We start from the raw sequence: 18,420 nt of genomic DNA on the forward strand, positions 1-18,420 counted from the left end.
GCAAAGCGCATGTACGCGCACGCGCTTTGCCTCTTTCAGATCAATTGGCGAGCCACTGTGTGAAACGGGTCTGCAACACTTCTTCATGATCAACCCAAAATGCGGTGCTCAGTGGCAGGGCTCCATCGAGGTTTGACGGATTTGTCGGAAGTTGCGGCGCGATCTCGGGCTCAATGAGAGGGTTGGCCTCGACGTTGGTCACGCCATAAGGGATCTGATCCGTGAACGCTTTCTGGTTTGGAGCATCCATCGCAAAGGCGATGAATTTCTTGGCTGTCTCAAGATCACCGCCCTTAACTACGGTCCAGAAATCCATGGCGTATAGCTGGTTGGTCCACGCAATGCCAAAATCGCGACCTTCTTCGTTGGCACTGGCAATTCGCCCGTTATAGGCTGCGGTCAGCACCACGTCGCCCGAAGCCAACCATTCGGGAGCCTGGGCACCACTTTCCCACCAGACGATGCTATCCTTGATTTCGTCCAGCTTAGCAAATGCTCGGTCAGCCCCCTCGGGTGTGGCAAGCACATCATAGAGCGCTGACGGTGCCACACCATCCGCAAGCAAAGCTATTTCCAGCGTCATCCGAGCCTGTTTGCGGAGACCGCGCCCACCAGGCCAAGTCTCCAAATCCCACATGTCGGACCAGCTTGTAGGTGCCTTTTCCTGACGCGCACCATCATAACCCAGAACCATCGACCACACGAAGAAGCCTACGCCACAATCAGAGGCCCGGGCCTGATCAAGCAGGGACCCATCAATTCCAAGACCAGCGGCCGAGACGGTTTCCAAAAGCCCTTCATCACAGGCCAATATCATTTCGTTTTCGTCCATCTGAACGACGTCCCAGACAACACTTCCAGTATCGACCATAGCCTTGATCTTCGAGATGCCCCCGCCATACGTGTCTTCGTTTATTTTGATGTCAGTGGCGGCTTGGAACGGCTCAAAGTAGGCGGCTCGTTGGGCATCCTGAAGGGATCCACCAAATCCAGTGACCGTCAGATCCTGAGCGCTTGCACTAGCAGCTGTGATCGCCGCGCACGCGGCAGTAAGAATTAAAGATTTCATGATAGTCCTCCCATTAGTGCCGTATAATGTATTATACATTATATAGTCTGACAAGATGCATTTGCTTATTTCCAGGGCCAGTTCTTGGTGAAGTTCAACAATCACGGGGCCAGGGAGTACATTTGCTATACTTCAGGCACGCAGGTCCCGCGCCAGCATGCCTTCAGCGAAGGCTACCACGAGCTTCGCAGCTCCGTTCTGCTGGCGCAGGGGGATATCAACAGTTTCCGCGCAGCAAATACCGCCCAGCAGGCAAGCATCCTCAAGAAGATCACGGCCCCCACGTTTCTGCTGCAGTCAAACCCTATGGCAGAGTCAAATTTTCGACCGGTACGGTGGACGAGCAGGGATAGCTCGACCGCGTAAGCTCCTTGCCTTTGTACCATGCGCAAACATTCTTCTACATGTGCAGCCCTCAGTCTATTCACTGAAGGCGCGCACCTGCTACCTGAGGAGTGTTTACGCGCAGGAGGCACCGAACCCCGCTGTCTCAAGAAAACTGGTGTAATGACGTCAAGAGGCGGCGATCAAGCCGTTATTATAGTACTCAGAAATAAGCTAATGGGTGAACTGCCTTCCCACCAAACGCTGCTATCGTGCCAGGCATGCTTGGAGAGAGGAGCATCTGATGGACATCAAGGTTTTGGGCATTGATCTGGGCAAGACCGTTTGAAGTCTCGTCGGGCTGGATGATGCGGGAGCGGTTGTGTTTCGCAAACGGCTCCAGCGGCATCGACCGTTGGACTTTCTTGCTACGCTCCCGCCCTGCGTGGTTGCCATGGAGGCCTGCGGCGGGGCGCATTACATCGGCGCTTTTGTCTTCAGAAGGGACATGAGCCTCATTTGATGTCGCCGCTCTATGTCCGGTCCTATGTGAGGGTTCCCAACGCGCTACTGAGAAATGTCTTGGACATGTACTATGGCGATGATCGACCGCCAGGTGGATCTGGAGTTCTAGGGGACGCCCGTCGTACCCGTGACGCGGCTCCGCCTGCACTGAACTCGGCGCCTGCGCGCGTCATGCAGCATTCAGGACGCCGGAAATGAACCGACATTTTACGCTGACCCGAGCCCTTGCTCTGTGCCTCGCTCTGCTCGGCATGGGTCAGCAGGAGATCACTCTCCTGTTGATCGTGATCGTGCCGGGGTGATCGCGATCATTCTGGCCCTATTGCGGCCCCGGCACGGCGCTTTCCGGGTTTATCAGGATCGATAATATGGGATTGGCCGGCTTGAGCCATATTATCGAGCCTTGCTGGAGGTCTGCGTGAGCTCGGATCGCAGTGGAATAAAACCGATCCTTGAATCACGCCGGATTTGCCGGAAACTGATCTATCTTAGTTTCGCGGCCATATCTGATCTTTCCAGAGCCGCAAAGAAGTTCGCTTCAGTTGGTAGGGAGTTCCCAATTGGCTCCGGCAGTCTGCGATGGTTGAACCAGTCGACCCAGTCCAATGTCACGAAACCGCTGCCCTCATCAGGCTCTTACCATTCGCACACCTGCCTAGGCATTCAGATTAGCGGCCTAGCAGCGCCTCCGACAGTCCGAATGCGCGGCCTGACATGGACGTTGCAGTTCCCGACTTCTCCACCTCATCAACGACCATGACTGGATTGCCGACATGTTCCAAAAGGATCGTGGAAATGAGACGCCCCGGTCCGGCGCTTCCCCATCCGCGTTGCGAACCGACGACACCGAAAGAAGCATTCTCATTGGTTGTGTTGATTGTCACTGAGAACTGACCCGGTATTTTCACCGAGATTTGACCCACCCTCAATTATGCGCTTTGGTCTATGACGCGGTCAATGTTTTGGTCTCCTTCCCTGTTTTCTTTGCTGCCTCAGAACTGGCCTTGAACCGATAGCTGTCGTTGCCAGTTTCCAGAATGTGGCAGCGGTGCGTTAGCCGGTCGAGAAGCGCGGTTGTCATCTTCGCATCGCCGAAGACTTGCGCCCATTCCGAGAAGCTGAGGTTAGTTGTGATGATGACGCTGGTGCGTTCATACAGCTTGCTGAGCAGATGGAAGAGAAGTGCTCCGCCGGTCGAACTGAACGGCAGATAGCCAAGCTCATCCAAGATAACCAAATCGACTTTGGTCAGCATCTCGGCCAGTTTCCCAGCCTTGCCGAGCGCCTTCTCTTGCTCCAGTGCATTGACCAGCTCCACGGTTGAGAAGAAGCGAACCTTCCGCCGGTAATGTTCGATCGCTTGAACGCCGATAGCGGTTGCAGTGTGGCTCTTGCCCGTTCCAGGCCCACCGATCAGTACGACATTCTCGGCGGATTCGATAAACTCGCAGCGGTGCAGCTGCCGCACTTTCGCTTCGTTGATCTCACTCGATGTAAAATCGAAGCCGCTGAGATCCTTGTACGCCGGGAAGCGGGCAATCTTCGTGTGGTATGCAATGGACCGCACTTCGCGTTCCGCGATCTCGGCCTTGAGGAGCTGTGACAGCATTGGAATGGCGGCCTCGAATGCCGGCGCGCCTTGGGCGCCCAAATCTTCGACCGCATTTGCCATGCCATAGAGCTTGAGACTTCGCAGCATGATTACAATGGATGCTCCGGCTGGGTCATGACGCATGGCGCGTCTCCCGGGCCTGTCTCAGTCCGTCATAGCGATCTACGTTTGCTTCTGGCGTTGTTTGCAATGCGAGTACGTCAGGCGGCTCGACCTCGGGGTGGTCGGTCGGTTTGCGATCAATCAATCGATGCAGCAGGTTCAGGATATGCGTTTTGGTTGGCACACCCGCTTCCAGCGCCAGTTCCACTGCGCACAGGATGTCTTCCTCATTGTGCTGAAGAACCAATGACAGGACATCGACCATCTCTCGGTCTCCGCCCTCTTTGCGCAGCATGTGATCCTGCAGCTGGCGGAAGGCATCCGGCATCTCTGTAAACGGCGCGCCATTGCGAAGGGCACCTGGTTTGCGTTGGAGCGAGGCCTTGTCCGCCATTGGTCCGAGGACAATGGGCGAGCGCAAGATAGTGGCGCCAGTCATAGATGACCTTGCCCGGCTTGCGTTTGGATCGATCAATAATCCGCGCATGCTCGCAAACCGTTTGCCCCTCGGTAACACCGCCGGCCGCACACAAAAGTGCCTGGCTGTTCTGTCGAGCAATTTCGTCCGCGATCTCGGGAACCAGCGCGAAGGTGCCACGCGCCTCGCCATGGCCGCCGGCATCCGCTCCCTGCGCAACAATGATGTCCGCGCCGCACGCCAGCGCCTGCCGTGCATCGCGCAAGGTCTGTACCTGGCAGATCAGTGGCACTCCGGCATTCCGGATCGCAGGCGCAAACTGCTCCGGGTTGCGAAAGGACAGGAAAACCGCCACAGGTTCGTGCGCCAGTACCAGGTCAAGCAGTTGCGGCTGCTCCGCAAGCTTCCAGGTAATCAGCCCGCAGCCGACGCGGGCACCTGCGGCGATGCCGAACTGCTGTTCGATCCATTCGGCATCTCCGTAAGCACCTCCGATCATGCCCAGCCCTCCGGCGCCGGAGACGGCGCTGGCCAGCGCGCCGCCCGCAGCAAAGGCCATCGGCGCCTGGATCACCGGACAAGTGATCCCAAACGCCTCTGTCAGCCGAGTCTTCATTGTGCCTGCTTCCGGTATTCCTGCACCGGTAGACCGCCGACACCCCAATCCTCCAGCGCAACCTCGTCGATCACGACAAAGGTCGTTGCCGGGTTCTTCCCCAGAATGTCCCGCAGGAGACCGGTGACCCCGGTAATCAGCTGCGCCTTCTGGTCTGCGCTTGGGCCGGTGCCGTCCGGGCCGCCTTCGCGAGTTACCTTGATATTCACATAAGGCATCGATCAGTCCTTTCGCGGAACATAGGAAAACACTTTTGCCACGATGCGCCACTCTGCGCCGTCGCGGACCAGGGTCAGGAAGTCATGGAAGTCGCGGCCCATCATGGTCATCCGGGCGCTGACTCGGGCCAGCCTGCCGCTGGCAAAGGCAATCTCCAGGATTTCCTCCTCCCGCGGGTCCCCACGTTCAGCGGGCGGCTCGCGCCCGTCCACGCGGGTCATGTAGGTCTCAAGATCCAAATAAAGCTCATCGCCTTCCGTGGCGCAGACATAGGCCAGTTGCGGGTGGAACACCTCGCGCAGCATGGCGCTGTCGGCCTGATGGAGACCCTCGAAATAGGTCTCCATCAGGTCGCCGACCTGCTTGTGGGCGGCGGGCGTCATTGGATCAGCCCCTCGGCCCGCATCGCTGCCTGTGCCGACGGGCGGGCAGCACTGCGGCTCACAAAGGCGGCCAGATTGGGCCAGCGGGCCAGATCGATACCGGTGAAATTCGCCCAGTTTGAGACCACGAACAGGTAAGCATCCGCCACCGAGAACCGGCCTTCAACCAGCCATTCACGGCCATCCGCCAGCTGGATTTCGATGAAATCGAACTTGCCCGCAACAGCGGTACGCGCGGCGTCCTTGCCGGCCTCGGACGTGCCCTCGCGGAACAGCGGGCCGAAAGCCTTGTGCAGCTCGGTCCCGATCCAGTTGAGCTGTTCCTGCATCCGGGCGCGCGCCAGGGTGCCTGCCGCCGGGGCCAGACCTGCTTCAGGGCTGCTGTCTGCGATATACTGCAAAACTGCCGCCCCCTCGGTCAGAACGCTACCATCGTCCAGGCCCAGGGCCGGAACATAGCCCTTGGGGTTGATCGCGCGGTAGTCCGCACCGCTTTCGGTCCGGCCAGCCGCAGTATCGACGGCTTCGATTTTAAACGGGCGGCCGGTTTCATGCAGGGCGATATGGCTTGCCAGAGGGCAAGCACCGGGCTTGTAGTAGAGTTTCATGACAGTCTCCTTTGGTTGGTGATGTCCTCTGACTACCTTCCGATATGATCGATTGATAATATTGTATTATCATCATTATGATCATAAAAATAGATCATGTTGGAAGCTCATGAAACACGACCAGCTCATTGCCCTGGATGCCATTGTCGCAACCGGCACATTCCGCGGCGCGGCAGAGCGCCTGCACAAATCACAATCCGCCATCAGCCACACAATCCGCCAGCTGGAAGAGGAGCTGGAGCTGGAGCTCTTCAGCCGCGAAGCCTACCGCCCCGCGCTCACCCCGGCAGGTGAAATTTTCTACCGCGAAGCCTCCCGGGTGCTGCGGCAGATGCAAGGGCTGCGCACCACCGCGTCCCGTCTGCGCGCCCGCGAAGAGCCGGAACTGACAATTGCCGTCAGCGCAACAATGGATCTGGCCCCCCTGCTGCCTGCGCTTGCAGATACCGGGCGGAGCCACCCGGCCACCCACCTGCGTCTGCGGATGGAAATGATGGGCGGCCCGATTGCCCGGCTGATGGAGGGCAAGGCGGATATCGCGCTCGCCTCCCTTGACGGGGTCCCCCTGGACGAAGTGGAGGCAGAGGCGGTTACAGAGGTCACGATCCGGCCGGTGGCCGCCCCCGGCCTGGGCCTGCCCGCCAGTTCCCGGGCCTTGTCCGCTTCCGAAATGCAAAGCCATGTGCAGGTGGTCGCTGCCGGCACAGGCGGTGCAGCCCATGAACAGAGCCGGGATCTGCTGCCGGGCGGGTTGAAATGGACAGTTTCAGACCTCGTAGCCAAGAAGCAGGTGATCCTTGCAGGCCTTGGCTGGGGCGGCTTGCCCGATCACATGACGGTGGAGGAGCGGCGGTCCGGGGCTTTGCTTTCCCTGAACCTGGAAGGGTTCCCGCTTCGCCGGACCATGATCTTCAAGATGAGACGCAGAGACCAGGCAATTGGCGTCGTTGCCGATGAGCTTTGGAGCAAAATCGGGACTGCTAAGCCGGAGTAGAGCAGGAATCGTGCAGGACAGCTGATCCTCAGCAACTGAGGTGATCCTGTTAAATCTTTGGTTTTCTGCCGCAATGATAACTGTCATCCTAGGCGCGATCTTTTCGATTGTTGCCTCTTCCTGGGATTTGCCGAAGCGGCACTCAGTCTTCCAAGGCCTCTGAAAATCTGCACGCAGTTGTCTGAGCTCACAAACAAGTTAATTCGGGAAACTGTTCCCAAGAACTCTCCTTAGAGAACATACACATTGTCAGGCTGTTGCTCACCTACGGAGCGATGGGTGGAGTACAGCAATCATGTTGGCTGCCGCATTCGGCCCTTACCTGCCATTGACGATTGGCCGCCACGCCGCAGTGCAGCTTCCCTTAAGCGGACGTTGGCGACCAGATCAGCACATGAGCTATCATTCGTCCGCGATGAAATCTATGTGGACGTGATTGCCATCGGGGTCGCGCAGGTGGAATTGTACAAGCTTGATCGTATCCAACACGAACCGTTGGTGTGGAATGGCCCCTTTGCTTAGCGTTTCTTCAAACGCCACGCGGCCTGTCGCGGTCAGTGCGAAGTGTTCGAGCTTCAATTTCACTTCGGAACCAACCGCCGGATCGCCACTTTTCCCCGCAAGATGGATCACGGTCGTATTGTCCGCATAAAGCCATGTGCCCGGAAATGGAAAATCCGGACGCGGGCCGGTGCGCATGCCCAAAATATCACGATACCAGGCCACCATGTTTTCAACTTGGGTGGTTTGAATGTTGACGTGATCAGGCCTGCGCACCTGCATCTCAGAAGCCTTCCAATGTGATCTTGCCTTTGGCCTTACTGCTTTCAATCAACGCATGGGCACGTTTGAGGTTTTCGGCATTGATCGTCCCGAAGCTTTCGGTCGCGGTAGAACGGATTTTACCTGCGTCGATCAGGCCAGCTACGGTATCAAGGATTTCACCCTGACGCGCGATGTCATCGGTGGTGAACAAAGACCGGGTGAACATCAGCTCCCAGTGGATCGAAACCGCCTTGCCTTTGAACGGCATAATGTCAAAGCCCTTGGGGTCGTCGATTAGACCAAACCGGCCCTGCGGTGCGATGAATTCGGCAATCTGCGTCACATAGGTTTCAGAATAGTTGGTCGAAAACACAAAGGCTGGCGCGCCGATGTTAAGGGCTGCGATTTGTTCGGCCAGTGGTTTCGAATGGTCCACAACGTAATGCGCGCCAAGCTCCTTAACCCACTCTTGCGTTTCAGGACGCGAGGCCGTTGCAATTATCGTCAGGTCTGTCTGTTCGCGCAATAGCTGGATCGCGATGGAGCCGACCCCGCCCGCTCCGCCGATGATAACGATGGCATTGGCCGCGCCCGGAACCGGATTTGTGGCGTTCAGACGATCAAAGATCATCTCTTGCGCTGTCAGTGTTGTCAGCGGCAGGGCTGCTGCGGCGGCGGTATCGATGGATTTTGGCGCATGGCCGACGATGCGCGCATCCACAAGGTGGTATTCGGCGTTGGTGCCTGTGCGATTGATCGCACCTGCATACCAGACCTTATCGCCCACGTTGAACTGCGTGGCCTTATCGCCCGTATCAACGACCTCGCCCACGGCATCCCAGCCGAGGATCACAGGCGCATCGTTTTCCGCGGGGCGGTTCTGGCGGACTTTAACGTCGACAGGGTTAACCGAAACGGCGGCAACCTTGACCAGAATGTCATGGCCTGTCGCTGTTGGTTTATCGATCTCAAGATCGATCAGGGCATCAGCGCGATCAATCGCGCCGTTTGTTGTGTAACCGATGGCTTTCATGTCTCATTCTCCGAATGTGAAGGGGAATTGCGCGGCGCCTATGTTGGACGCCGCGCGATGTTTGATTACGGCTGGGTCGTCAGAATGACATAGGCATGGTCGCTGCCGTCTTCGCCCATGTTCAGTGCGGGATGCGTGTGCAACTGGTTGGCGACGATATAAAGTGTGCCGTCCGGTGCGAAGGCAAAGCCATCGGCCCACCGCAACAGCGTGTCGTCTTGCGCGAAGACCTCAAAGCTGTCGGGTGTGGAAACCGTCACGGCGTTGCGGGTCACATCGCCAGAGAACACGCGGCCCTCACCGTCGATGATAAAGCCGTCATTCGGCCCTTTTTCAGCGTAGCGGGTGATCTGTGCGGCCAGCGCGGTGTCGTCTTGTGACGCGTCCGCCAAAGCAGCAGCAGGGATGGACCAGATATCGCGGCCATTCATGGTGCCGAAATAGACATTTTCAAACGTCGGATCGATTGAGATGGCGTTCATCGACAGGTGCCATGGGGTGGCGTTCCCTTCCGCGTCTTTGAACCCGACAAGATTACCGTCGATTACCACATCTTCGTCAGAGGCCATGAAACGTTTCGTGGCCTCCAACAAACGGCGTGCGGCACCTGTTTCAATATCGATCACAATCAACGCGGGCTTCAGGTCGGCAGCAGGTGCAGTGAAGGTCATGTCGGCGATGTAGATCTGGCCGCGTTCTTCATCGAGGGCAAAGTCCTGAAGGAAAGAAATCGGGGTCACAACGTCGGACGGAATGTCGATGATCTTGTGCAACGCATCGGCTTGTGTGTCCCAACCGACCAGTTTCGGCGCGCTGTCGGCTCCGCCCATATCGAGGATCCAAACGATACCGTTTGCGTCTGACTTGATCCCGATTGAACCAGCAATACCAACTTCGCCAGTTTCGGGGCCGTCGGCCCAGTCCTGCGTTGGGAACGGAACCTTCGTGCCGTCTTCAAGAACTTCAACAACCCGCAATGTCGGACCATCCAACGGCTGCTGGGTGATGATGACGCGGTTGTCGGGTGTGACTGTGATGTTGCCGGGGCGCGTGTCGCTGATTTCTGCGAAGGTTGTCAGATCAGCGCTGGCGTCCGCAGATGTTTGCGCGGCGAATGCGAAGGACAATGCAATCGCGGACGTGAGCAGTTTTGTCGGTGTCATGGTGGGCGCCTTTCAGGGGTGCGAATGGGATTTAGGAATGGGGCAGCGTGGGGCACACCTCCCCCGTGATCCGGCAAGCAAATGCCAGATTTCTGATATTCACGGGAAAGGATTTTGGTGTTGGTCGGTCGGATGATTACTTGCGAAAAAAGCGTCGTAACCACCCGGCCAGATCGACGGCGGATGCCCCCGAGCCATGGTTCCGGATTCCAGCCAGATCATGTGGCGACAGCCGCGCCACTGGGCGTTTTGCGTCCTTTGGTTGGACATCTACTGGGGTGGCGTGGGTTGTTTTCATGATGCGGTCTCCGGTTGTAGTAACGTGGCTCAGTCGATGTGAGACATCTCGTTCAGAATGAATTCGGCAACAGCACCGTCAGTGGCTTCCATATAGGCAGCGAGGTGCGGCGCGTTCATGTGTGTCTGCCACAGCTCACGGCTTTCCCAGTTTTCATAGAACGTGAAATGCGCTGGGTTTTCGTTGTCTTGGTGCAGGTCGTAGTTGATGCAGCCTTCTTCGGCGCGGGTGATCGGAACGAGCTTCAGAAGCTCGGCTTTAACCAATTCGATTTTGTCTGCATTGGCTGTGATGTTGGCGACGATTGTAAGCTTGGACATCGGTGTGTTCCTTTGAATGTCTGTTTTGATGACAAACATATACATCGCAGGCATATACGGATAAACAGACTTCATTCGAAATGATAATCCGAGAAATCCGTTTAATGCTGATCGACAATATCCGCCTGTTTTTGACCATCACCGAAAAGGGCAGCCTCGTCGCCGCCGGACGCGAAGCGGGCCTGTCTGCGACCACCGTTTCCGAACGTTTGGCCGCACTCGAAACCCATTACGGCGTGGTTCTGTTCAACCGGACAACACGCTCGCTTAGCTTAACAGACGAAGGGCGCACCTTGCTCGCCGGAGCCAAGGTCGTGCTGGGGGAAATCGAAGATCTTGAATCACGCATCCGGCACGGCGCCGATACATTGTCCGGCCCAATCCGGGTCAGCGCGCCAATCGACATTGGCCGCAGCATCGTGTCGGACGTGATATCGACTTTCACCGCAGACCATCCCGCAATCTCAATCGAGCTGCTGCTATCGGACGGCTATGTCGATATCGTCGGGCAAGGTTTTGATCTGGCCCTGCGGTTCGGTGCCGTCACGGACAGCACGCTACGCACGCGCAACCTCGGCCAGTTCCGCCGTATTGTCTGCGCCGCGCCATCCTACATCGCGCAGCACGGCGCGCCACAAACGCCCGCCGATCTGGCCCACCACAACTGCCTGATCATGCGGTTCGGGACGACCCTCGACAACGTCTGGTGCTTTGGCTCAGGCAAGAAACCGCAAACCGTAACCGTGCGCGGCAACAAGACCGTGAACGACGGATCACTGGTCAGGAAATGGGCGCTGGACGGGCATGGGATCATTTTGAAGTCGGAGCTTGATGTCATCGGAGACGTTGAGGCAGGCAAGCTTATCGCTCTGCTTGAAGATTTTGCACCGCCGCCCAATCCGCTTCAAATGATGTTCCCCCCGGGCCGCGCACAACCACGACGCGTGCGCGCCTTGGCCGACGCATTTTCGCAAGCATTGGCAGCACGGAAGCCAATATAGCGCGCTAAGTAACCTCGGAGCCATGCCTCCCTCTATTGATGTCTGCTTTAACACCTTAAATCATTTCGCGATCGTTGCGCAGCGAACTTCCGCTTCCCGCCCTTTCTACCGAAACTCCCAACCTCAGGCTGGTACGGACACTCAAAATGGATAACTGACAACTGCGCGCTCTTCACTTGCTCCAATCCGCATCCAGATCCCGTGCTTCCTTCTCCAAGTCCTTTGGTAGATCGGAACGCACCATGAGGTTCCGCACGCGGGTCATCATCACTTCGACCCAGCTTGCGCGCTTCTCTGTTTGATCGATTTTCCGCACCAGTCGCAAAATTGCCGGCATCAACCGGTCACGGAGACCTTTAGGAGCCGTGTAGATCGGTGCGGGGTCCTCAAGGGCGACCTTTCCGTTTTCACCTACCCAAATCTTCCCCTCTTCGACCGCACCAACCACGTGATCAATCGCCGCCAGGCCCGCATTGAGCTCTATCCTTTGCGCCCTCACCTCCTCCGCCTCCGTCACCAGTTCTGACCGGGCCGTTGCCACTTGCTCCTTCTCCAGGGAAATTTCGCCCGCACGGGCATCCAGATCCGCGGATTTGATCCGCGCTTCTTCTGCCTGTTCTTCCTGGCGCTGCTCTCGCTGCGCCAGCTCATGTTCTCGCGCCACGTGCGCGCGGGTATTTTCCGCCAATGCGGCTTCGGCCGCTTCCACAGCCTCGGTCCTTTGGACCAGAGCCACCTTCTGCGCCGCGATAGCGGCTTCTTTTTTCGCGAGGCGGGCCATATAGGTCCGACGCCGTTTCTCCTTCTTTTCTGCAGCCACCGCCTTGGCATCGAGCTCTGCCAGGTGGCGACGCGTCTTCTCAGCGGAGGCTATCAGCGCATCAAGTTCCGAGCGATGCGCTTTTTCGTCCTCTTTAATTCGCGCAAGTTCCAGCTGTCGCGATTGCAGCTCTTCGCCAGCGAAATCGAGATCCGCATCGAGCTCCATTTTCTGAATGTCCCGATCTTCGACGAGCGCCTCCAATTCTCGTTTCGCTTCCGCAGACTGCTGACGCAGCGTTTCGATTTCCAGAGGAAGGTCATAATGCAACTCGCGCACACTGCGGTGAAGGGTATCAGCATAATCCGCGCCGGCCGCGATACGGTCCCACTTGCGGTGCCCGCGTTCGATTTCACTGTGGTAGCTCTGCATGACCGCCGCTGCGAGATCCTGAACCCTCGAGAGTGTGCCGCGTTTTGCGGCTTCACTCATCGAAAGACCCGCATTGGTGTATGCGCGCAATGTGAAATGCGCATGGATGGTCGTCTCGTCCAAGTGAACCACGAGCGATTCGAGCGATGTATTCAGCTCCGAAGCCACCCCCTTTGCCAGCTCCCGAAATGCCGCGTCCTGTTGCTCGACAGGAAGGGACTCGAACAATTTGGCAGCCACAGTCCCGAAAGTGATGATGCCCGACATGATCACAGGCGCATTCTGCTTCATGGCCCTCTGTCGAGATGCCTTGATGCGCAGTTCGGCATTTTCTTTCTTGATCTGGCCAAGCGGACGCAAGGGCATCAGCGTACGATTGAGTTTCACGCGATCGGCTTTCACGTACTTCGGTAATTTTCCAATACGGAAATCATGCCGCCGCGTCCCCTTGGCCTTTGACATCGTGCGGGGTTCGATACGGATCGAGACAGCCTGGGGATTGCCGTCTTTCGATTTCAGAGCGGGTGTGTCGGTCAGATCTTTCATGGACATAAGAGTCCGCGAAAACGCCGAAAATCCGAAATGCGATTTGTCGTCAGATTATCTGCTTTGCCCCCTCCCCCGCTGGGGATGGCGGAACCTACTAGAGATAACCCTCGGACTGCCGTCCGGTCTTATCTCTCTTCGGCGAAGAGGAAACGCTGCGCATCCCCCTTTCGAAACCCCCAGTCCGAAGGGGCTCCGCCCCTCTCGACACCCCAAGCGCGAACGCGCTTTTCCCAGAACCCAACGCGGTTCAGCTCCTCCGCAGCACCGGCTCTGGATCAATCCTCGCGCATTTGGGTCAACTCGAACCACTGGACCAACGCGCGCCGGATCATCTCGGGCCGAGTTGGCAAATCTGGCTCAGCGCGGCGGCGATCGTCGATCATATCTATTAACTCTCGGGGAAGCCGGAGCGTAAGAGCTTCGGTGTCTTTCTTCGGAGGTGCCATCAATAATACCATTTTGATGTTGACATCATAATGGCAATATCACATATTAAGCGGGCGAAGGCAAGAGATCCTACCCTCCTGCCTTGCCCTAACCACATTGATCATCAGGAGATCAAATATGGCTGAACATGCCTGTACCACGCCTCAGCGCGTGACGGAACCACGTACCCATTTTGCCCACAGCCCAATTTCTCGCACTTTCAGCGAGTTGAACGGCGCACTTGCGCAGTACATCGAATATGAGCGCGACATCGAGTGCGCGAATGCTTTCGACCCGGCTTTTGCCGACTGGGTGGCCGATGCTGAAGCTGCACGACACAATGTGCTTGATCGCATCGCTTCGATCACGACAGCACCGATTTCGCGGGACGCGGACAAGCCGTTCCAGCGGATCTCTTTGCTGACCCGAGCGCTCATCATCTGCGAAACAGGTGCGGATTTCACCGCACTCTACGCCCTCCTTGGCAGTCACGGCCATTTCTTTGCCTGCTTTGAGAACGATCCGGTTGGCCATCGCGTGCAACTGATGCTGGAGGTCCATCAGGATCACTTGCGCGCGCTGGCGGATCTCAGCGAGTTCGCAGAGGATCCCCTCTCCTTCGACGGCATCGACGGCACAGATGACCAACGCGCGATGACGGCAACAGCCGCGGCCTAACCCCAACTCGATCGATCCGCCTATGCCGGTGCCTTGTTGGGCACCGCGCGAGGTCGCTTGTCGTTTCACTGCGCCCATGCACGGGCGCGGCCAGATCCCCTTTTCCCGGAGGTCACTATGACCCTTTGTCCACAAAAATCATCTACAGCGTCATTCCCGACTGTCATCCACGCCCATTGGGCGGAGGCCGCGCAAGCGAAAGGCTTCACCATCACCGATCGTGTCGATGATCGCTACCACCTCTTGCTGCGTTGCGAGGCCTGCGGCGGAACCCACCGAGCCAAACTGTTTGTGCTGATGAACAACCAGCCCATCTGCCCACACTGCACCGAGACCTCCTGGAAGGAAGATGCTGCGGCCGCGGGCCTGGTCTGGCTTGGACGTGACCCGGAAGATCGCCACTATGGCTTTTACGAAGCCCCCTGCGGCCACAAGCTGCGGCGTCAGTTCGAGCTTATCAAGCGCATCGCTGACGGCGAATGCTCACACCGCTGCGAGACCTGCCAGAACGCGAAGGAACAGGCGGAAGCGGAGGCTCAAGGCTGGGTTCTCCTCGGCGCCGCACCCACGCGCGACCTGAACTATCGCAGCTACCGACATAGCTGCGGGCACCAACAGGTAATCGCGCGCGTGAACATGCAAACCGGCCGCTTCAATTGCGAGGCCTGTGGCAAAGGCTGGGCCTCAGCCCCCAGCTACATTTATTGTATGCGCTTCAACCTTCCCGAACTGCCGCCAATGGTCAAACTTGGCTTTTCCCGGAACCCGGAGAGCCGGTTGACCTATCAGCTCAAAAGGCGCCCAAACCTTCAAGCGGAGATCTTGCACAGCGTCGCCCTACCGACCGGCCACAAAGCGCTCTGCGCGGAAAAGCAGATGCACGCCGCTCTCAAGCGCGACCATCCCCTCTCCATGATCCCGCCCGAGATCTATGCACCTTGGCTCCGGGTCAAATCGGAGATCTACACTGCAGATCTGGTACCCGTCATCCTCGATATGCTCGACGCACTGCCACTCCTGCCGGACGCCTGACCTCCGCCCCCTCATCTGATCATTTCAAATCGGCCTTGGCCGACCCCGAACTTATGGAGAACGCTCATGTCCAATACTCAGAGCTGGGGCCCCTATGCCCGCGATATCCTGCGCCGTTTGCGCCACGCTCAAACTGTCGTCACCAACGATCTCTTCGATGAAGCAAAGCAAATCGCCCCTGTCGAGGATCCGCCCGCCCGGAACCTCCTGGAATCCCTCAGCGAACTTGAAGGGGCGCAAACACGCGACAGCCAGGAGCTCGCCGAACTGCGTGAGGCGGGCACCGATGGCTGGGCGATGGATGAGAATGGCAACGACAAGCCAAAACAATGTATCCCGGCTGACAAGATCTTAGTGTGCCTGCAACTCGCCGCCAGCTTCGGCAGGACCGGCAGAAAGCAGCGAAGGCGCTCATTCAGATCGAGACCAAGATCACCAGCATCCTCAAGGCCATTGAAGACGGCCTGTACCACGCCTCGATGAAGGCGAAGATGACCGAGCTGGAAGCGGAACAGTCGAGATTGCAGTCGGTGTTGGCGGAAAGCCCCGAGCCCCCTGCCCTGCGGCTGCATCCCAGCCTGTCGACCCGGTACCGCGAGCTGATTGAAGATCTCGCTCGCTCTCTGAACGCGCCCGACGTCAAACGAGAAGCGGCAGAAGCCCTTCGAGGGCTGATTTCAGAGGTTCGTTTGGTGCCGGACGCGACAGCGCGCAATGGCCATGCCATTGAACTTATTGGGGAACTTGCGGGTATTTTGAGTTTGGGAGGACTGTATGCAACGAAGCCCCCGCGTTATGCGAGGGCTTTGTCGGAAACGATGGTTGCGGGAGTAGGATTTGAACCTACGACCTTCAGGTTATGAGCCTGACGAGCTACCTGGCTGCTCCATCCCGCGGTGTTTGTTTTTGATTTATCGATTTAGAGAGAATTTGGGTTCTTATTAGGTTTGGCGGTGCCCTACTCTCCCACACCTTAAGATGCAGTACCATCGGCGCAACAGCGCTTAACTTCCGGGTTCGGGAAGGGACCGGGTGTTTCGCTTGTGCTTTGGCCACCAAACCGAATAAGAACCCATGATCTTCGATCCTGGGTTTTTATTCGGTCGGCTGTGAGAGACTTTTGAAGCAAGTCTCGTAAGCCGCCGGAAGGCTTGTACGTTTGTACGAGCCACCCAGGGTCTAGATTTATCAACGTGTTGATCGTCCTGTTTTCAGGAGGTCAACGAGTTGTCCAAGTCAGTTTTGCTTTTTGGTGTTTGGCTGTCTTTTACTGGATCAGATCAAGCCAATCGGGCGATTAGTACCGGTCAACTGAACGCATTGCTGCGCTTACATCTCCGGCCTATTGACGTGGTGGTCTTCCACGGCCCTCAGGGATACCTTGTTTTGAGGGGGGCTTCCCGCTTAGATGCCTTCAGCGGTTATCCTTTCCGAACATAGCTACCCAGCACTACCGTTGGCACGATAACTGGTCCACCAGTGGTTCGTTCACCCCGGTCCTCTCGTACTAGGGGCAACTCCTCTCAAGTATCCTACACCCACGGCAGATAGGGACCGAACTGTCTCACGACGTTCTAAACCCAGCTCACGTACCTCTTTAAACGGCGAACAGCCGTACCCTTGGGACCTGCTCCAGCCCCAGGATGAGATGAGCCGACATCGAGGTGCCAAACACTGCCGTCGATATGGACTCTTGGGCAGTATCAGCCTGTTATCCCCGGCGTACCTTTTATCCGTTGAGCGATGGCCCTTCCACTCGGGACCACCGGATCACTATGGCCGACTTTCGTCTCTGCTCGACTTGTCAGTCTCGCAGTCAGGCTGGCTTTTGCCATTGCACTCAACGAGCGATTTCCGACCGCTCTGAGCCAACCTTCGCGCGCCTCCGTTACGCTTTAGGAGGCGACCGCCCCAGTCAAACTACCCGCCACGCAGGGTCCCGGACCCAGATAATGGGCCGCGGTTAGACATCAAGAGTGCGAAGGGTGGTATCTCAAGGAAGGCTCCACCGCGACTAGCGTCACGGTTTCGATGCCTACCACCTATCCTGCACATCACAATCCTGATGCCAGTGCGAAGCTGTAGTAAAGGTGCACGGGGTCTTTCCGTCTAACCGCGGGAAGCCTGCATCTTGACAGGCAATTCAATTTCGCTGAGTCGATGTTGGAGACAGCGGGGAAGTCGTTACGCCATTCGTGCAGGTCGGAACTTACCCGACAAGGAATTTCGCTACCTTAGGACCGTTATAGTTACGGCCGCCGTTTACCTGGGCTTCAATTCGGAGCTCTCACCCCTCCTTTTAACCTTCAGGCACCGGGCAGGCGTCAGACCCTATACGTCGTCTTGCGACTTCGCAGAGCCCTGTGTTTTTAATAAACAGTCGCCACCCCCTGGTTTGTGCCCCCGGATTCCACTTGCGTAGGACCCGGGCCTCCTTCTCGCGAACTTACGGAGGTATTTTGCCGAGTTCCTTCAACATCGTTCTCTCAAGCGCCTTGGTATTCTCTACCAGTCCACCTGTGTCGGTTTAGGGTACGGTCTGATGGAGGGCTATTTCCAGGGACTGCTCAGCAGCCTGCTCAATCCGATAAGAGCAAACTACCTTCGCAATCCGTCACATCCTCCTGGCCCAGGAATATTAACCTGGTTCCCATCGCCTACGCCTTTCGGCCTCGGCTTAGGGGCCGGCTTACCCTGCTCAGATTAGCTTTAAGCAGGAACCCTTGGACTTTCGGCGAGAGTGTCTCTCACACTCTTTGTCGCTACTCATGTCATCATTCTCGCTAGTGATCTCTCCACGGGATCGCTCACGCGCCCGCTTCATCGAAAGAACTGTTCCTCCAATACGCCCGAAGGCGTTAAGGAGGAGCTGTTCTATGTCACACTACGCTCTGCTACCATGCACTATGTGCATCCTCGGCTTCGGCTCATGGCTTGAGCCCCGTTACATCTTCGCCGCAGGACGTCTTATTTAGACCAGTGAGCTGTTACGCTATCTTTAAAGGATGGCTGCTTCTAAGCCAACCTCCTGGTTGTTTTGGACATCCCACCTGCTTTCCCACTTAGCCATGAATTAGGGGCCTTAGCCGGAGG

General features: G+C 57.3%; 16 protein-coding genes, 1 tRNA gene, 2 rRNA genes and 2 pseudogenes (1 of these 21 running past the window's edge). 5 read left to right on the forward strand and 16 right to left on the reverse strand.

What is annotated here, in order from left to right; all coding sequences use genetic code 11:
* Nucleotides 1-40: 40 nt before the first annotated feature.
* The 7 genes and pseudogenes from K529_RS16670 to gstA form a co-directional block, all read right to left on the reverse strand.
* On the reverse strand, nucleotides 41-1,069 hold the full coding sequence (locus K529_RS16670; RefSeq protein ID WP_046002661.1) for an ABC transporter substrate-binding protein: 1,029 nt from the start codon (nucleotides 1,067-1,069) through the stop codon (nucleotides 41-43).
* 1,792 nt (nucleotides 1,070-2,861) lie between these two features.
* Nucleotides 2,862-3,653 (reverse strand): IS21-like element helper ATPase IstB, encoded by a 792-nt coding sequence (gene istB / locus K529_RS16685; protein WP_065317488.1) that lies wholly within the window; start codon nucleotides 3,651-3,653, stop codon nucleotides 2,862-2,864.
* Nucleotides 3,643-4,141 (reverse strand): annotated as a pseudogene (locus K529_RS23985) (IS21 family transposase); the annotation flags it as partial. The gene istB and the pseudogene K529_RS23985, both read right to left, overlap by 11 nt.
* A pseudogene (locus K529_RS23990) lies at nucleotides 4,133-4,666 on the reverse strand (nitronate monooxygenase); the annotation flags it as partial. The pseudogenes K529_RS23985 and K529_RS23990, both read right to left, overlap by 9 nt.
* A complete protein-coding gene (locus K529_RS16700; RefSeq protein WP_005694648.1) occupies nucleotides 4,663-4,884 on the reverse strand; it encodes a tautomerase family protein in 222 nt (73 codons plus the stop codon). The gene K529_RS16700 and the pseudogene K529_RS23990, both read right to left, overlap by 4 nt.
* A 3-nt stretch (nucleotides 4,885-4,887) precedes the next feature.
* Nucleotides 4,888-5,268 (reverse strand): nuclear transport factor 2 family protein, encoded by a 381-nt coding sequence (locus K529_RS16705; protein ID WP_046002847.1) that lies wholly within the window; start codon nucleotides 5,266-5,268, stop codon nucleotides 4,888-4,890.
* Nucleotides 5,265-5,876 carry a glutathione transferase GstA gene (gstA, locus tag K529_RS16710; RefSeq protein ID WP_046002846.1) on the reverse strand — a complete coding sequence of 204 codons (612 nt, stop codon included), beginning with the start codon at nucleotides 5,874-5,876 and terminating at the stop codon, nucleotides 5,265-5,267. Before gstA ends, K529_RS16705 begins: the two co-directional genes overlap by 4 nt.
* Nucleotides 5,877-5,985: 109 nt before the next feature.
* On the opposite strand from gstA, the gene K529_RS16715 reads away from it, so the two are divergent.
* Complete coding sequence (locus K529_RS16715) at nucleotides 5,986-6,870, forward strand: LysR family transcriptional regulator (protein ID WP_065317490.1); 885 nt, start codon at nucleotides 5,986-5,988, stop codon at nucleotides 6,868-6,870.
* 402 nt (nucleotides 6,871-7,272) lie between these two features.
* Here K529_RS16715 and K529_RS16720 read toward each other — a convergent pair whose 3' ends face one another.
* The 4 genes from K529_RS16720 to K529_RS16735 form a co-directional block, all read right to left on the reverse strand.
* A complete protein-coding gene (locus tag K529_RS16720; protein ID WP_005636544.1) occupies nucleotides 7,273-7,653 on the reverse strand; it encodes a VOC family protein in 381 nt (126 codons plus the stop codon).
* Between the two features lies 1 nt (nucleotide 7,654).
* On the reverse strand, nucleotides 7,655-8,668 hold the full coding sequence (locus K529_RS16725; RefSeq protein WP_005636542.1) for a zinc-binding alcohol dehydrogenase family protein: 1,014 nt from the start codon (nucleotides 8,666-8,668) through the stop codon (nucleotides 7,655-7,657).
* A gap of 65 nt (nucleotides 8,669-8,733) precedes the next feature.
* Nucleotides 8,734-9,831, reverse strand: a complete 1,098-nt coding sequence (locus K529_RS16730; protein WP_005636540.1) for an L-dopachrome tautomerase-related protein — start codon at nucleotides 9,829-9,831, stop codon at nucleotides 8,734-8,736.
* 327 nt (nucleotides 9,832-10,158) lie between these two features.
* Nucleotides 10,159-10,449, reverse strand: coding sequence for a putative quinol monooxygenase (locus K529_RS16735; RefSeq protein ID WP_040643017.1), 291 nt, complete (start codon nucleotides 10,447-10,449; stop codon nucleotides 10,159-10,161).
* Between the two features lie 104 nt (nucleotides 10,450-10,553).
* On the opposite strand from K529_RS16735, the gene K529_RS16740 reads away from it, so the two are divergent.
* On the forward strand, nucleotides 10,554-11,450 hold the full coding sequence (locus tag K529_RS16740) for a LysR family transcriptional regulator (protein ID WP_005636536.1): 897 nt from the start codon (nucleotides 10,554-10,556) through the stop codon (nucleotides 11,448-11,450).
* A 172-nt stretch (nucleotides 11,451-11,622) separates the two neighbouring features.
* On the opposite strand, the gene K529_RS16745 is transcribed toward K529_RS16740, so the two are convergent.
* Both K529_RS16745 and K529_RS23720 read right to left on the reverse strand, forming a co-directional pair.
* Nucleotides 11,623-13,188 carry a plasmid recombination protein gene (locus tag K529_RS16745; protein ID WP_065317491.1) on the reverse strand — a complete coding sequence of 522 codons (1,566 nt, stop codon included), beginning with the start codon at nucleotides 13,186-13,188 and terminating at the stop codon, nucleotides 11,623-11,625.
* Between the two features lie 278 nt (nucleotides 13,189-13,466).
* A complete protein-coding gene (locus tag K529_RS23720) occupies nucleotides 13,467-13,637 on the reverse strand; it encodes a hypothetical protein (protein ID WP_198528133.1) in 171 nt (56 codons plus the stop codon).
* 118 nt (nucleotides 13,638-13,755) lie between these two features.
* On the opposite strand from K529_RS23720, the gene K529_RS16750 reads away from it, so the two are divergent.
* The 3 genes from K529_RS16750 to K529_RS23640 all read left to right on the forward strand — a co-directional run bounded on the left by K529_RS16750 (nucleotide 13,756) and on the right by K529_RS23640 (nucleotide 15,810).
* On the forward strand, nucleotides 13,756-14,295 hold the full coding sequence (locus tag K529_RS16750) for a hypothetical protein (protein ID WP_005632318.1): 540 nt from the start codon (nucleotides 13,756-13,758) through the stop codon (nucleotides 14,293-14,295).
* Nucleotides 14,296-14,412: 117 nt separating this feature from the next.
* Complete coding sequence (locus tag K529_RS16755; protein WP_005632315.1) at nucleotides 14,413-15,327, forward strand: hypothetical protein; 915 nt, start codon at nucleotides 14,413-14,415, stop codon at nucleotides 15,325-15,327.
* A gap of 66 nt (nucleotides 15,328-15,393) precedes the next feature.
* A complete protein-coding gene (locus K529_RS23640) occupies nucleotides 15,394-15,810 on the forward strand; it encodes a hypothetical protein (protein ID WP_157888510.1) in 417 nt (138 codons plus the stop codon).
* A gap of 336 nt (nucleotides 15,811-16,146) precedes the next feature.
* Here the strand turns inward: K529_RS23640 and K529_RS16765 are convergent.
* The 3 genes from K529_RS16765 to K529_RS16775 all read right to left on the reverse strand — a co-directional run.
* A tRNA-Met gene (locus tag K529_RS16765) sits at nucleotides 16,147-16,223 on the reverse strand.
* 49 nt (nucleotides 16,224-16,272) lie between these two features.
* Nucleotides 16,273-16,387, reverse strand: a 5S ribosomal RNA gene (gene rrf / locus K529_RS16770).
* A gap of 216 nt (nucleotides 16,388-16,603) precedes the next feature.
* A 23S ribosomal RNA gene (locus K529_RS16775) occupies nucleotides 16,604-18,420 on the reverse strand; it runs 1,026 nt beyond the window's last position.

The sequence above is a fragment of the Tritonibacter mobilis F1926 genome, assembly GCF_000376545.2.
GTDB classification, from domain to species: domain Bacteria; phylum Pseudomonadota; class Alphaproteobacteria; order Rhodobacterales; family Rhodobacteraceae; genus Epibacterium; species Epibacterium mobile.

What these genes read in the sequence shown, in the direction of transcription:
- K529_RS16755 (WP_005632315.1), top strand. Translation starts at nt 14,413, where the DNA reads ATGACCCTTTGTCCACAAAAATCATCTACAGCGTCATTCCCGACTGTC.
- K529_RS16705 (WP_046002847.1), bottom strand. Translation starts at nt 5,268, where the DNA reads ATGACGCCCGCCGCCCACAAGCAGGTCGGCGACCTGATGGAGACCTAT.
- gstA (WP_046002846.1), bottom strand. Translation starts at nt 5,876, where the DNA reads ATGAAACTCTACTACAAGCCCGGTGCTTGCCCTCTGGCAAGCCATATC.
- K529_RS16725 (WP_005636542.1), bottom strand. Translation starts at nt 8,668, where the DNA reads ATGAAAGCCATCGGTTACACAACAAACGGCGCGATTGATCGCGCTGAT.
- K529_RS16720 (WP_005636544.1), bottom strand. Translation starts at nt 7,653, where the DNA reads ATGCAGGTGCGCAGGCCTGATCACGTCAACATTCAAACCACCCAAGTT.
- K529_RS16735 (WP_040643017.1), bottom strand. Translation starts at nt 10,449, where the DNA reads ATGTCCAAGCTTACAATCGTCGCCAACATCACAGCCAATGCAGACAAA.
- K529_RS16700 (WP_005694648.1), bottom strand. Translation starts at nt 4,884, where the DNA reads ATGCCTTATGTGAATATCAAGGTAACTCGCGAAGGCGGCCCGGACGGC.
- K529_RS16750 (WP_005632318.1), top strand. Translation starts at nt 13,756, where the DNA reads ATGGCTGAACATGCCTGTACCACGCCTCAGCGCGTGACGGAACCACGT.
- K529_RS23640 (WP_157888510.1), top strand. Translation starts at nt 15,394, where the DNA reads ATGTCCAATACTCAGAGCTGGGGCCCCTATGCCCGCGATATCCTGCGC.
- K529_RS16715 (WP_065317490.1), top strand. Translation starts at nt 5,986, where the DNA reads ATGAAACACGACCAGCTCATTGCCCTGGATGCCATTGTCGCAACCGGC.
- K529_RS23720 (WP_198528133.1), bottom strand. Translation starts at nt 13,637, where the DNA reads ATGGCACCTCCGAAGAAAGACACCGAAGCTCTTACGCTCCGGCTTCCC.
- K529_RS16745 (WP_065317491.1), bottom strand. Translation starts at nt 13,188, where the DNA reads ATGAAAGATCTGACCGACACACCCGCTCTGAAATCGAAAGACGGCAAT.
- K529_RS16670 (WP_046002661.1), bottom strand. Translation starts at nt 1,069, where the DNA reads ATGAAATCTTTAATTCTTACTGCCGCGTGCGCGGCGATCACAGCTGCT.
- K529_RS16740 (WP_005636536.1), top strand. Translation starts at nt 10,554, where the DNA reads ATGCTGATCGACAATATCCGCCTGTTTTTGACCATCACCGAAAAGGGC.
- istB (WP_065317488.1), bottom strand. Translation starts at nt 3,653, where the DNA reads ATGCGTCATGACCCAGCCGGAGCATCCATTGTAATCATGCTGCGAAGT.
- K529_RS16730 (WP_005636540.1), bottom strand. Translation starts at nt 9,831, where the DNA reads ATGACACCGACAAAACTGCTCACGTCCGCGATTGCATTGTCCTTCGCA.